The 13,514-nt window shown below is 43.1% G+C and carries 11 protein-coding genes; 5 read left to right on the top strand and 6 right to left on the bottom strand.

The features are described from left to right. Nucleotides 1-102: 102 nt before the first annotated feature. The gene (gene topA, locus L8S15_RS07100) at nt 103-2,733 is read right to left on the bottom strand and encodes a type I DNA topoisomerase (protein WP_010437771.1); all 2,631 of its coding nucleotides are present in this window, start codon (nt 2,731-2,733) and stop codon (nt 103-105) included. A gap of 440 nt (nt 2,734-3,173) precedes the next feature. On the opposite strand from topA, the gene L8S15_RS07095 reads away from it, so the two are divergent. Next, nucleotides 3,174-3,419: a YciN family protein gene (locus L8S15_RS07095; RefSeq protein ID WP_010437770.1), complete on the top strand. Its 246-nt coding sequence runs from the start codon at nt 3,174-3,176 to the stop codon at nt 3,417-3,419. 43 nt (nt 3,420-3,462) lie between these two features. Here L8S15_RS07095 and aroA read toward each other — a convergent pair whose 3' ends face one another. Then, a complete protein-coding gene (gene aroA, locus L8S15_RS07090; protein ID WP_016787155.1) occupies nt 3,463-4,743 on the bottom strand; it encodes a 3-phosphoshikimate 1-carboxyvinyltransferase in 1,281 nt (426 codons plus the stop codon). Nucleotides 4,744-4,905: 162 nt separating this feature from the next. Continuing rightward, on the bottom strand, nt 4,906-5,361 hold the full coding sequence (locus L8S15_RS07085) for a glycine zipper 2TM domain-containing protein (RefSeq protein ID WP_016768419.1): 456 nt from the start codon (nt 5,359-5,361) through the stop codon (nt 4,906-4,908). 53 nt (nt 5,362-5,414) lie between these two features. Here L8S15_RS07085 and aat point away from each other — a divergent pair, with 53 nt between their 5' ends. From aat to infA, 3 genes are all read left to right on the top strand, one after another. Then, nucleotides 5,415-6,125, top strand: a complete 711-nt coding sequence (gene aat / locus L8S15_RS07080; protein ID WP_016768420.1) for a leucyl/phenylalanyl-tRNA--protein transferase — start codon at nt 5,415-5,417, stop codon at nt 6,123-6,125. After that, nucleotides 6,125-6,823 carry an arginyltransferase gene (locus L8S15_RS07075; protein WP_010437756.1) on the top strand — a complete coding sequence of 233 codons (699 nt, stop codon included), beginning with the start codon at nt 6,125-6,127 and terminating at the stop codon, nt 6,821-6,823. The genes aat and L8S15_RS07075 overlap by 1 nt, the downstream gene beginning before the upstream one ends. An 81-nt stretch (nt 6,824-6,904) precedes the next feature. Continuing rightward, a complete protein-coding gene (infA, locus tag L8S15_RS07070) occupies nt 6,905-7,123 on the top strand; it encodes a translation initiation factor IF-1 (protein ID WP_001040192.1) in 219 nt (72 codons plus the stop codon). Between the two features lie 181 nt (nt 7,124-7,304). Here the strand turns inward: infA and clpA are convergent, their stop codons facing one another. Beyond that, nucleotides 7,305-9,578 (bottom strand): ATP-dependent Clp protease ATP-binding subunit ClpA, encoded by a 2,274-nt coding sequence (gene clpA, locus L8S15_RS07065; RefSeq protein ID WP_016768421.1) that lies wholly within the window; start codon nt 9,576-9,578, stop codon nt 7,305-7,307. A gap of 39 nt (nt 9,579-9,617) precedes the next feature. Further along, nucleotides 9,618-9,938, bottom strand: a complete 321-nt coding sequence (clpS, locus tag L8S15_RS07060) for an ATP-dependent Clp protease adapter ClpS (RefSeq protein ID WP_010437413.1) — start codon at nt 9,936-9,938, stop codon at nt 9,618-9,620. A 568-nt stretch (nt 9,939-10,506) separates the two neighbouring features. Here clpS and cspD point away from each other — a divergent pair. Then, the gene (gene cspD / locus L8S15_RS07055) at nt 10,507-10,728 is read left to right on the top strand and encodes a cold shock domain-containing protein CspD (RefSeq protein ID WP_010437410.1); all 222 of its coding nucleotides are present in this window, start codon (nt 10,507-10,509) and stop codon (nt 10,726-10,728) included. Nucleotides 10,729-11,005: 277 nt separating this feature from the next. Here the strand turns inward: cspD and L8S15_RS07050 are convergent, their stop codons facing one another. Next, entirely contained in the window at nt 11,006-13,231 is a 2,226-nt protein-coding gene (locus L8S15_RS07050; RefSeq protein ID WP_102385380.1) for an NADP-dependent isocitrate dehydrogenase, read from the bottom strand. Nucleotides 13,232-13,514: the final 283 nt, after the last annotated feature.

Below are 13,514 nucleotides of genomic sequence, written 5' to 3'. Positions count from 1 at the left end.
AAATTATTTCAATTGAAATAGAAAATCAATTAGTTGCATACTTAGTCATGTTTTGGACAAAAAAAAGCAGCCCAATGGCTGCTTCTCAATCAATGTTTTCTGTTACTTCTCTTTCGGCTTTTTACGCTTATCTGTAACTTCCCACTTTCCGTCGATATACAAAGCAGTCCAACCAGAAGGTTTTCCGTCTACTTCGGTACGAACGTAGTTCTCTTTTGTCTTACGACTAAAACGAATCACTGTCGGCTTACCATCAGGGTCAGCAACCGGCGCTGACGTTAGGTACTGGAACTTAGGTGAGATACGATCTTTAAAACGAACCAACTCTTCCACCAATGGTGCACGCGTTTCACGTGATTTAGGGAAGTTGCTCGCAGCCATAAATAGGCCAGAGGCACCATCACGAAGAACAAAGTACGCGTCTGAATTTTCACACGGAAGTTCAGGGAAATGTACAGGGTCTTCTTTCGGTGGCGCTACTTCGCCATTTTTCAGGATCTTACGAGTGTTCTTACAGTCTTCACTCGTACAGTCCATGTATTTACCAAAACGACCGTTCTTTAGAACCATGTCAGAACCACATTTGTCACACTCAACAAGTGGACCATCGTAGCCTTTCACTTTAAATTCGCCGTGCTCAACCACATAACCTTCACAGTTCGGGTTATTACCACATACGTGCATCTTACGCTTATCATCGATTAGATAAGCATCCATTGCAGTTTCACAAATAGGACAGCGCTTTTTAGCTCGAAGAGCTGCGGTTTCAACGTCTTCTTCAAGCACGTTGATAATGCCTTCTTCATCACCAAGGTTGATTGTTGTCTTACAACGCTCTTTTGGTGGGAGTGCGTAACCAGAACAACCTAGGAATACGCCTGTCGAGGCAGTTCGAATACCCATTTTACGGCCACAAGTCGGACACTCAATATCGGTTTCCACGATATGGTTTGGCTTCATGCCACCCGCGTCTTCGTCTAAATCTGCTTTTTCCAAATCGCCAGTAAAGTCTTCAAAGAAGTTATCTAACACGCCTTTCCAGCTTGCTTCACCTTCAGCGATTTGATCCAACTTCTGCTCCATACGAGCAGTGAAGTCATAGTTCATTAGGTCATTGAAGCTGCCATCTAGTCGGTCAGTAACAATTTCGCCCATCTTCTCAGCGTAGAAACGACGCTGTTCAACTTTTACATAACCACGGTCTTGAATCGTCGAGATGATTGATGCGTATGTTGAAGGACGACCAATACCACGCTTCTCAAGCTCTTTAACTAGTGCCGCTTCAGTGAAACGAGCTGGTGGCTTAGTGAAGTGCTGTTTCGGGTCTAACGCAATGAGATCAAGCTTATCGCCAATCTGAACTGCAGGAAGAATTGTATCTTCGTTCTTACCCATTGGACGCTGAACACGAGTCCAACCATCAAATTTAAGAATACGACCTTTCGCTTTTAACGTGTACTCGTCAGCTTTAACACTTACCGTCGTTGAATCGTATTGAGCGGGTGTCATTTGACACGCAACGAATTGATTCCAAATCAATGAATACAGCTTGTGTGCGTCTGCATCTACGCCGTTTAGGTCTTCCGACTTAACATCTACACTTGAAGGACGAATCGCTTCGTGGGCCTCTTGAGCGCCCTCTTTGCTACCGTATACCAGTGCTTTAGGCGGAAGATATTGCGCGCCGTACTCAGAACCAATGTATTCACGAGCGGCTTCTACAGCTTCTGAACTCAAGTTCGTTGAGTCAGTACGCATATAAGTGATGTAACCCGCTTCATACAGGCGTTGAGCCAGCATCATGGTTTTCTTCACGCCATAACCAAGACGCGTGCTCGCCGCTTGTTGCAGCGTAGACGTGATGTAAGGTGCAGACGGCTTACTCTTAGTTGGGCGGTCTTCACGTTTACAGACTTCGTATTGCGCTTTTTCTAAAACGCTAACTGCAGCTTGTGTTTGCGCTTCATTATCAGGTTTAAACGCAACGCCGTCTTTCTGAGCGACTTGCAGTCTGAAATCTGTTTTCTCTGCTGTTTTGGTATCAGCATGCACATCCCAAAACTCTTCAGGGATAAAAGCGTTGATCTCGCGCTCGCGCTCAACCAGTAGTTTTACAGCGACTGATTGAACACGGCCAGCGGATAGGCCTCGTGCTACTTTTTTCCAAAGCAAAGGTGACACCATAAAGCCAACAACACGGTCCATAAAACGTCGTGCTTGTTGTGCGTTTACGCCGTCAATGTTTAGCTCACCCGGAGTTTCGAAGGCTTGTTGAATAGCATTCTTAGTGATTTCGTTAAAAACCACTCGCTTGTATCGCGTTTCATCGCCGCCGATGATCTCACGAAGGTGCCATGCGATAGCTTCTCCTTCGCGGTCCAAATCGGTTGCGAGATAAACATGGTCTGCGTTTTCAGCCAGTTTTTGCAATTCAGCAACAACTTTTTCTTTACCCGGTAGAATTTGATAATTCGCTTCCCACTCTTTATATGGGTTGATACCCATCTTTTTGATAAGAGCTTTGCGATCTTTTTCTTTCTTGATACGAGCTTTATCTTCTGGGCTCATACCCTTGGTTGAAACTGCAGCAGCCTTTTGACCAGTACTTTGACCCGCCGTTGGTAAATCACGTACGTGACCTACACTCGACTTAACGACAAAGTCTTTGCCAAGATATTTATTGATAGTTTTAGCCTTGGCTGGCGACTCCACTATAACGAGCGATTTACCCATATTGACTCTAACGTCCTTAATCACGATGCTTCAGCACCAACAATTTAGCTTGTGGGCTTTTACGCATGATATTCTAAATTCATTGCTTCTTTTTTTACTATTGTGCGAGATTACTAGAAGATCAACCGCTTTTTTCAAAATTGGATCTGATTGCTCGACAATTCAGCGGCTCAGAAGAGAAAAGGGTCACAATATAAAGAAGCTATAAAGTACTCATTAAAAATACTTGCAAGAGCCTATTCATCAGGCATTACGTATAAACGCGGTCATACTAAGCTTGTCCACGAATCTAACGCGAGCCCCATTCAATTATTTTTGTCATAAATCACAAAATAAACGGTAGATATTCGAAAAGACACTCTTAATCGGTTGTGAAATCATTGAATTTCTAGTGTGACACCATAAACTCAACGTTATATTCAGTTATCAGAGATCGACTCATGACAAAGAAAGTAATAGCAGAATTTGATTTACTGCTTATCGCAAACCAAATTATCCAATCACATGATGACTACATTGAAGGCATGCGCGCAAACAGCGTAGTAGAAAAAGATGATGTACTCGTCTTCAAAGGTGAATACTTCTTAGACAGCAATGGATTACCAACAGAGAACACAACCGCTGTATTTAACATGTTTAAATACTTAGCGCACCATCTTTCAAAAGAATTTACGCTTGAGCTATAACGAAAAAGCTTGCCATTTAGGCAAGCTTTTTACTTTCTGAACTCTATTGACTCAGCATTTTCAGCTTGTCAAAGTAATCAGGGAAAGTCTTTGATGTACAACCTGGGTCATTGATAGTTACCGGGGTATCACTCAAAGCAACCAGCGAGAAGCACATCGCCATGCGATGGTCATCATAAGTATCAATCGCCGCGTGTGTTAGTTCAGCAACAGGGTTAACAATGATATAGTCTTCACCCTCTTCAACCTCAGCGCCAACTTTGCGCAGTTCTGTTGCCATAGCAGCAAGGCGATCAGTCTCTTTTACACGCCAGTTGTAGACATTACGGATAGCGGTTGTTCCTTTAGCAAACAACGCGGTTGTCGCGATAGTCATTGCTGCGTCAGGGATATGATTGTAATCCATATCAATGCCTTTAAGTTCACCACAGCGCGAGATAACATAGTCATCACCCCATTCGATCTCGGCACCCATTTTTTCAAGCGCATCAGCGAATTGGATATCACCTTGGATACTGTTTTTACCAATACCCGTCACTTTAATCTCGCCGCCTCTAATTGCAGCAGCAGCAAGGAAGTAAGATGCAGATGATGCGTCGCCCTCGACCAAAAAGTCACCTGGCGCTGAGTACGATTGCCCTGTAGGAATCACGAACTCTTGGTAATCGTTATTAATCACATCCACACCAAATTGTTTCATAATGTGTAGCGTAATGTCGATGTAAGGTTTAGATACTAAATCGCCATCAATTTTAATTGTCACTTCGCCTTCAGCCAAAGGTGCAGCCATCAAAAATGCCGTCAAAAATTGACTAGAAATAGAACCATCGATTGAAACTGTACCACTCTTAAGGCCAGTCCCTGTGATCTTCAACGGTGGATAGTTTTCGTTTTCTAAGTATTCAACGTCTGCGCCAGCTTCTCGCAACGCTGTCACCAAGTGCCCAATTGGGCGCTCCTTCATGCGGGGTTCGCCAGTCAATACATACTCACCGCGGCCTAAACAAAGTGCAGCAGCAAGCGGACGCATAGCCGTACCGGCGTTACCTAAGAAAAGTTCTAGGGCTTTATCGCTTGAAAACGCACCACCAACACCAGTTACTTCACAAACTGTCTTATCTGCGGACAACTGATAATTAACGCCTAACTGAGTCAGTGCGTTCAGCATATGACGAATGTCGTCACTGTCGAGTAAATTTGTTAAACGAGTGGTTCCAGTTGAAAGTGCTGCCAAAAGAAGGGCACGGTTAGAAACACTTTTTGAGCCAGGTAAGTTAACTTCCCCACTCACTTTTTGAATTGGTTGTAACGTAAGGCTTTCCATTAAATCTTATAGTCCTTGTACCACCCGAAGTCACTGGAGCGTATTTATTTTCGGGTGATGAATAATTCTTCGTACTTGCAGACTAACGAACTTTTCCAACGAACTCCAGAGCTAATACCCATGAAAAAGGTGATTAATTAGCCAAGTAAGTGTATTTATATACTAGTACGCGAGATCAACTCGAACACCATCAGAAAAATACAGAATTCGTACATCATCACCTCGGTTAAACAACATGGAGTTGTCTACGTCTTGGATGATGTTCACTAACTTGTTGTCTTTCGTTTTGACTAGCAGTTCAACTAACTTATATTCCACTCGATACTGCGTATTTCCTCGATTACGTGCGATTCCAGCACCCGCTACGGCTCCAACAGCGGTAGCCACTTCTTTACCGGTCCCTCCGCCAAATTGATTACCAATTAAACCACCGATTGCCGCACCTAATAAAGTTTCCCAACCATTCGCTTTTGACTCCACAATTTCTTGTTGCGTTATGTATCTAACCGTATCAATCTCACCATAAACGACCTCATTAACAGGTCGTGCTTGGTTGCGGTTGTAAGCGGCATTTGCCAACATAGGCAAAACAAGTAAAATCCAAAGCAACTTCTTCATGGTAAAACTCCTAAAGACCTCTTGGTCAGTGATTAATCTGTAACGCGGTACTTATGACTATATACCTAACCGAACTTGATACTACTAGTATAGAGTTTCCTTCGCCCTTCGACGCGCTTGATGAGCCAAACGGCCTACTCGCCTTTGGTGGTGATTTGCAACCAATGCGAATTTTAAACGCTTACAGCCAAGGTATATTTCCATGGTATGGCCCAGGTGAACCTATACTTTGGTGGAGCCCGGCACCGAGAGCGGTATTTAATCCTAAGACATTCGAACCATCAAAAAGTCTTAAAAAATTTCAAAGAAAACACAACTATCGCATCAGTATCAACAAAGCAACCAACAAAGTGATTGGATACTGCTCATCGTTGAGGCCCGAAGAAGAAACTTGGCTAAACAGCGACATGCGGTCAGCATACTGTGAACTCGCTTCGCTAGGTTTCTGCCACTCAGTAGAGGTTTGGCAAAATGATGAATTGATTGGCGGGCTTTACGGCCTACAAAGAGGCCAAGTCTTTTGTGGTGAATCCATGTTTAGCTTAAAAACCAACGCCTCTAAAATCGCCCTGTGGTACTTCTGCGAACACTTTACCCGATTCGGAGGTAAGCTTATCGATTGCCAAGTCATGAACCCTCACCTGAAATCTCTGGGCGCTATTGAAGTCGACAGAGAGGCTTTTCTGAGTTCTCTACAATCGTTAAAAACAAACCAGGTTGACGATGCTTGCTTTAAAACACAATGGCTAGAGGAAACGCCTTAATGAATCCAGATTTACAACAAATCAGAATTGGATTAACAGATAATCACGCTTGCAGCTATTTACCACACCTTGAAGAAAGAGTGGCCGTCACTCTTGACGAACACATGCATACTTCCGACAATTATGAAGTTCTGTTAGCAAACGGGTTTCGTCGCAGTGGAGCTACCATTTATAAGCCGCATTGCGACAGTTGCTCTGCGTGCCAAGCGATTCGCCTTTCGATCCCCGAGGTTAAGTTTTCCAAAAGCCAGCGTCGAATCATCAACAAGGCTAAAACCTTTCGCTGGGAATTAAAAGATGCGATGGACGACAACTGGTTTGATTTATATAGCCGTTACATCACTGCTCGTCATCGTTCGGGAACCATGTACCCACCCAAAAAAGATGAATTCCTACAATTCTCAAAAAATGAATGGCTTGCTACAAAGTTCATGCACATCTATGATGACAGCCAATTGGTCGGCATCGCCGTCACTGATGTTATGTCAAACTGCACCAGCGCATTTTATACCTTCTTCGATCCTGATATCGACATCTCTATGGGAACACTTGGTGTTCTGTTTCAGATTCAGCATGCCCAGAAAGAACAAAAACAGTGGTTATATTTGGGTTATCAGATCGATGAATGCCCTGCGATGAACTATAAAGTACGATTTCAACGTCATCAAAGGCTAGTAAATCAGCGATGGCAAGGGTAGAATACGCGACAACTTTACATATTTTGATTTTAACGGCACAATCAAGCCGTTGAAAACCGCCAAATTTCGAAAGAGGATTAGATGGCTAAAGAAGACGTAATCGAGATGCAAGGCACTGTCCTTGATACTCTACCAAACACAATGTTCCGTGTTGAGCTTGAAAACGGTCACGTAGTGACAGCACACATCTCTGGTAAAATGCGTAAAAACTACATCCGTATTCTTACTGGTGATAAAGTAACTGTTGAGATGACTCCATACGACCTTTCTAAAGGCCGCATCGTCTTCCGTGCTCGTTAATTTTTAATTATCGAATACGATAAGAAGCGGAGCTTAATGCTCCGTTTTTTATCGCCTAGACATTCTTATTATTCAGCAACGTCAATCTCGCATCTCGCATCTCGCATCTCGCAAGCATAAAAAAACGCACAACCGAAGTCATGCGCTATATATTTAAGTCCTTGAGTTATCCGTCACTTCGTTAGTGCATAACCTCTTCTTTCGCACCCACATAAACAAAGTCTAGGTCGTCTTTCTTCAAAGATACCTTCACAGTACCGCCATCAACTAAACTACCAAACAATAATTCGTTTGCTAGTGGCTTCTTAAGTTTGTCTTGAATAACGCGCCCCATGGGACGAGCACCCATGGTCTTGTCATAGCCTTTGTCAGCTAACCAATGGCGAGCGTCCTCAGAAACCTCTAACGATACGCCACGAGCGTCTAGTTGAACCTGAAGCTCAACAATGAACTTATCGACAACTTGGCTAATCACACTTGGATCTAGACTGTTGAACCAAATAATATTATCAAGACGGTTACGGAACTCAGGTGTAAACACCTTCTTAATTTCGCCCATCGCATCAGGTGCGTGATCTTGTTGGATCAGGCCTATCGATTTCTTCTCAGTTTCAGCAACACCAGCGTTGGTCGTCATCACTAAGATCACGTTACGGAAATCGGCCTTACGACCGTTGTTGTCGGTTAACGTACCGTTATCCATCACTTGCAATAACAAGTTAAAGATATCTGGGTGAGCTTTTTCGATCTCATCCAGTAACACAACAGAGTGTGGATTCTTAATTACTGCATCAGTGAGTAAACCACCTTGGTCGTATCCTACATAACCTGGAGGAGCACCGATCAAACGGCTGACTGAGTGACGTTCACCGTATTCAGACATATCAAAACGTAGCAGCTCAATACCCATTAGTTTAGAAAGCTGAACCGTGACCTCGGTTTTACCCACACCAGTAGGACCAGCAAACAAGAATGAACCAACCGGCTTATTGTCTGCACCAAGCCCAGCACGAGTTAGCTTAATCGCTTCACTCAATACATCGATAGCTGGATCTTGTCCGAATACCAACATTTTCATGCGGTCGTCCAGTTTCTGCAACGTATCTTTGTCTGAAGATGAAACTGATTTTTCAGGGATACGTGCCATTTTCGCTACCATCGACTCAATATCAGCAACGCTTACCGTCTTCTTACGACGACTGGCTGGAGCTAAACGACTACGAGCGCCCGCTTCATCAATCACGTCAATCGCCTTATCTGGAAGGTGACGTTCGTTAATGTACTTGGCCGACAATTCCACAGCAGCACGCAACGCTTTATTGGTATAACGTACTTCGTGGTGAGCTTCATATTTTGGCTTCAAGCCAATCAGAATCTTAGTTGTGTCATCTAGTGATGGTTCAACAATATCAATTTTCTGGAAACGACGAGATAGAGCACGCTCCTTCTCAAAAATACTGCTGTACTCTTGGTATGTCGTCGAGCCGATGCAACGTAACTTACCGCTACTTAATAGTGGCTTGATTAGGTTTGCAGCATCAACCTGACCGCCCGATGCTGCACCCGCACCAATAATAGTATGGATCTCATCGATGAACAGAATCGCGTCTTCTTCTTTCTCTAGTTGCTTAAGAATCGCTTTGAAACGTTTCTCAAAGTCACCTCGATATTTAGTACCCGCTAGCAGCGAACCTATATCTAAAGAATAGATCACACTACTCTGGATTATTTCAGGTACTTGTCCTTCAACAATACGCCATGCAAGGCCTTCAGCAATTGCGGTCTTACCCACACCAGCCTCTCCCACTAACAGAGGGTTATTTTTACGACGACGGCACAGAACTTGAACAGTACGTTCTAGCTCTTTATCTCGCCCGATAAGCGGATCAATGTTGCCCTGTTTCGCAACTTCATTCAGATTAGTCGCAAAATTTTCTAGGCGATCTTCAGAGTTGGCTTCTTCAGCACTCTCTGCACCACCAAATGAATCCGAAGGTGATGAACTATCGCCTTCGTTACTGGCCTTGGTAATACCATGAGAAATGAAGTTAACGATATCTAAACGGCTAATGTCGTTCTTCTTAAGTAGATATGCCGCGTGAGATTCTTGCTCGCTGAAAATAGCCACAAGTACATTTGCACCTGTCACTTCACTGCGACCTGAAGATTGAACATGGAAAACAGCGCGCTGAAGCACTCGTTGGAAGCTCAGCGTAGGCTGTGTTTCACGAGTTTCGTCGCTTTCTGGGATAAGTGGGGTTGTTTGATCGATAAAAATATCGAGCTCATTGCGAAGAGCATCGAGATCAGCCTGACAAGCTTGGAGCGCTTCCTTGGCCGCATCATTTTCTAATAATGCTAGTAGGAGGTGTTCGACAGTCATGAATTCATGTCGCTTGTCGCGCGCGCGAGCAAATGCGCCATTTAAACTCGTCTCTAATTCTTTATTTAGCATAAGTACCTCCTAAGGGAACAACAGTGTTGTTCGAGCAATTTATACTTGCTCCATTGTACATAGTAGCGGATGCTCATTTTCCTTTGAGTACATCGTTACCTGCGCTACCTTTGTTTCGGCTATTTCAGCACTGTATGTGCCGCATATAGCTTTACCTTCATAATGAACCTTGAGCATCACTTCCGTTGCTTTTTCGATATCTAGTGAGAAAAACCGCTCTAGGATCTCGATTACAAAGTCCATGGGCGTGTAGTCATCGTTATTCAATATAACGTTATACATTGCCGGTGGCTTTACTTTAGTTTTTTCTTTCTCCAGTAGATCTGAGCCTGGAGATGCCCATTCAAAGTTTCTGCTCATATTAGCTTTGCTAAGGGTTATTTTTCGGAAGTCGTGAATGTTGAGTTAACTCAAATTTATCACATTCACGCATTACGGTGTACTAAGAAACTGCACCAAGAAACAGTACCAAAAAATATTCCTCTATACTGAGCCTAATCCACCATTTCCATCGCTGCAAATAAAAGATCTCGATTAACAGGATTAACATATGTGATTGATTAAAAAGACACCATAACTATTGATATTAACGATAAGATCGCCGTTAAGTTACTATTTAGTTAATAGTTTGCAGTTAATCTCGAATGTGATTTGTTATTAAAATTGATCAATTTTATACCAATTTCCTATTGACTGTGCCCAATCATTAGCTACATTGGTGCTAAAAGGTATTTCCAATACAACTTGGTAACACCATTTAAAATTTAACAATAAGGAATAATTACGCAAGGTAGCGTTAATTTCCGTAAGCAATATATGAGACTCAAGCTATCAACTGAAATTCTTTAGTTGGTAGGAATGATATCAATCTGACTTACAACAATTGATATAACAACGTTAGTAACAAAATGCATGAGGGATGTATAGCATGGCTACAGGTACAGTGAAATGGTTTAACAATGCCAAAGGGTTTGGTTTTATTTGTCCAGAAGGTGAAGACGGCGACATTTTCGCGCACTACTCCACAATACAGATGGAAGGTTATCGAACCTTGAAAGCAGGTCAACAGGTCGACTATGAAGTAGAAAGTGGACCTAAAGGCTCGCACGCTAGCTCTGTTGTTCCTGTAGAAGGCAGTGTCGCTAAATAGGCGATTGCCGATATCATATTTACCTCCACTCGTCCTGTTTAGGGCCGCTCGGTAAACAAGAACATTAAAACCGCTCATTTACTGACTGTTATTCAGTTTTAAATGAGCGGTTTTTCGATCTTCGCTCCATAAACTCAATGTTATTTCCGTAAAAAAGACGCTCTAACGTTATCGTTAAAGCGTCTTCAATCTTTGTTTTAACAAAGCTATAAATGTATCGCTTAGCTAAGACAAATAACTAGCTAGCCACAACAGTGTTTACCACTCAGTGCTATAGTTATGCATCAATCAGTGCATTTAACGTAGCACTTGGGCGCATTAGCTTGGATACGAGTGCGTCATCAAGCAGGTAATAGCCGCCTAAATCGCCTGCGACACCTTGTGCATTATTCAACTCAGCAACGATAGCCTCTTCGCTTTCAGCTAATTGGCTTGCAACAGTAGCAAACTCTGCCGCTAAATCTGCATCAACCGTTTGTTCTGCAAGTGCTTTCGCCCAATATGCAGCTAGGTAGTAGTGGCTACCACGGTTATCAAGCTCACCCACTTTTCGTGAAGGAGACTTGTTATTATCAAGGAATTCGCCCGTCGCTTTATCAAGAGCATCCGCCAGTACTTGTGCTTTAGCGTTACCTGTAACAACGCTTAGGTGCTCTAGAGATGCAGCCAATGCCAAGAATTCGCCTAGAGAATCCCAACGCAGGTGGTTTTCTTTCTCTACTTGTTGAACGTGCTTAGGAGCTGAACCACCAGCGCCAGTTTCAAATAAGCCACCACCGTTCATTAATGGAACAATCGATAGCATTTTAGCTGACGTACCAAGTTCTAGAATTGGGAACAAATCAGTGAGGTAGTCACGTAATACGTTACCTGTAACAGAGATTGTGTCTAGGCCTTCTTTAATACGAACTAGTGAGTATTGAGTTGCCTCTAGCGGTGCCAAAATCTTAATTTCTAAGCCTTCTGTATCGTACTCAGGAAGGTAAGCTTCTACTTTCTTGATAAGCTGCGCATCGTGAGCTCTAGACGCATCTAGCCAGAATACAGCGGGAACACCTGAAGCACGTGCGCGAGTAACAGCTAGCTTAACCCAATCTTGGATCGGAGCATCTTTTACTTGGCACATACGGAAGATATCGCCTTCCTCTACGTCTTGCTCAAGAAGAACAGAACCAGAAGCGTCAACCACTTGAACCTGACCAGCAGCTTCTAGAATAAAAGTCTTATCGTGAGAACCGTATTCTTCCGCTTTTTGAGCCATTAGGCCAACGTTTGGCACGCTACCCATTGTCGTCGGATCAAAAGCACCATTTTCTTTACAGAAATCAATAACCGCTTGGTAAATACTCGCGTAGCTACGATCTGGGATCATTGCTTTGGTGTCTTTTTGCTTACCTTCTGGATCCCACATCTGACCTGAAGAACGCAGCATTGCAGGCATAGATGCATCAACAATGATGTCACTTGGTACGTGTAGGTTAGTGATACCACGATCCGAATCAACCATTGCTAGTGGAGGCTGAGTCTCGTAGACCGCTTGTAGATCAGCTTCAATTACTTCTTTCTGCTCTTGAGGAAGGGCTGCAATCTTCGCGTATACATCACCGATGCCATTATTTACATCAACACCGAGTTCATCGAACAATTGGCCGTGTTTAGCGAACACGTCTTTGTAGTAAACCTTAACCGCGTGGCCAAAAATCACTGGGTCAGAAACTTTCATCATCGTTGCTTTCATGTGAAGAGAAAGTAGAACACCTTGCTCTTTAGCTGATGCGATTTCTTTCTCGAAGAAGGCAACCAAAGCTGCTTTATTCATCACTGAAGCGTCGATGATCTCTTTATCTTGCAGAGCAAAAGCTGGCTTCAATGTTTTCTTAGTGCCATCTTTACCTACAAATTCGATGCTAACTTCAGTCGCGCCTTCAATCGTTACTGATTTTTCACTACCGAAGAAGTCTTTGTCTTCCATACTAGAAACATGAGACTTAGAATCTGATGACCAAGCGCCCATTGAATGTGGGTTTTTCTTAGCGTAGTTTTTAACTGAAAGTGGCGCACGACGATCTGAATTACCTTCACGTAGAACCGGGTTTACCGCACTACCTTTGATCTTGTCGTAAGTCGCTTTTATTGCTCTCTCTTCATCAGTCTTTGCTTCTTCCGGGTAATTAGGAAGTGCATAACCTTTTGACTGAAGTTCTTTGATCGTAGCTTGGAGCTGAGGTACAGATGCTGATACGTTTGGAAGCTTAATGATGTTTGCTTCTGGTGTTTTAGCCAATTCACCTAGTTCTGCTAGTGCATCACCAATACGTTGCTCTGCATTCAAATGCTCAGGGAAGTTGGCAATAATACGCCCTGCAAGTGAAATGTCGCGAGTATCAACGTCAATACCAGAAGAAGCTGTAAAAGATTGAATGATTGGCAGCAAAGAGTAAGTTGCTAGCGCCGGAGCTTCGTCTGTAATGGTATAGATGATAGTTGGTTTTTCAGTAGGCATGAAATTTCCCTATAGTTCTTACAAGCTCACCTAAAATGGTGAGAATGTTATAAATTGACCAGTAAGCGACTCGAAGAGTGAAAACTGCTTACTCGATAGTCGTACTCTATCTTATTTTTCATGCAATCTTGATGAGAGCATGAACCAAATCCGTGAGTGCGTTGTTATAATAAAACACGAAGGTATAATTAAACAAATCAGGCTTAAGAGTCCATCAACTTGTTCTATTTTGTGTCTTTTAGGCGCGCAAATGATAGCTCAATTCCGTTTCAGTGAAAACTTT

This window comes from Vibrio sp. S/42/10 (assembly GCF_029890535.1).
Classification (GTDB): domain Bacteria; phylum Pseudomonadota; class Gammaproteobacteria; order Enterobacterales; family Vibrionaceae; genus Vibrio; species Vibrio cyclitrophicus.
Note: the sequence above shows the minus strand (reverse complement) of the source record. Positions and strands in the feature narration are given on the sequence as shown.

Bases quoted from the DNA above. Each gene is read 5' to 3' on its own strand.
- clpS (WP_010437413.1), bottom strand. From the start codon at position 9,938: ATGAGCAGAAACTTTGAATGGGCATCTCCAGGCTCAGATCTACTGGAG.
- L8S15_RS07095 (WP_010437770.1), top strand. From the start codon at position 3,174: ATGACAAAGAAAGTAATAGCAGAATTTGATTTACTGCTTATCGCAAAC.
- infA (WP_001040192.1), top strand. From the start codon at position 6,905: ATGGCTAAAGAAGACGTAATCGAGATGCAAGGCACTGTCCTTGATACT.
- L8S15_RS07075 (WP_010437756.1), top strand. From the start codon at position 6,125: ATGAATCCAGATTTACAACAAATCAGAATTGGATTAACAGATAATCAC.
- cspD (WP_010437410.1), top strand. From the start codon at position 10,507: ATGGCTACAGGTACAGTGAAATGGTTTAACAATGCCAAAGGGTTTGGT.
- aat (WP_016768420.1), top strand. From the start codon at position 5,415: ATGACTATATACCTAACCGAACTTGATACTACTAGTATAGAGTTTCCT.
- aroA (WP_016787155.1), bottom strand. From the start codon at position 4,743: ATGGAAAGCCTTACGTTACAACCAATTCAAAAAGTGAGTGGGGAAGTT.
- L8S15_RS07050 (WP_102385380.1), bottom strand. From the start codon at position 13,231: ATGCCTACTGAAAAACCAACTATCATCTATACCATTACAGACGAAGCT.
- topA (WP_010437771.1), bottom strand. From the start codon at position 2,733: ATGGGTAAATCGCTCGTTATAGTGGAGTCGCCAGCCAAGGCTAAAACT.
- clpA (WP_016768421.1), bottom strand. From the start codon at position 9,578: ATGCTAAATAAAGAATTAGAGACGAGTTTAAATGGCGCATTTGCTCGC.
- L8S15_RS07085 (WP_016768419.1), bottom strand. From the start codon at position 5,361: ATGAAGAAGTTGCTTTGGATTTTACTTGTTTTGCCTATGTTGGCAAAT.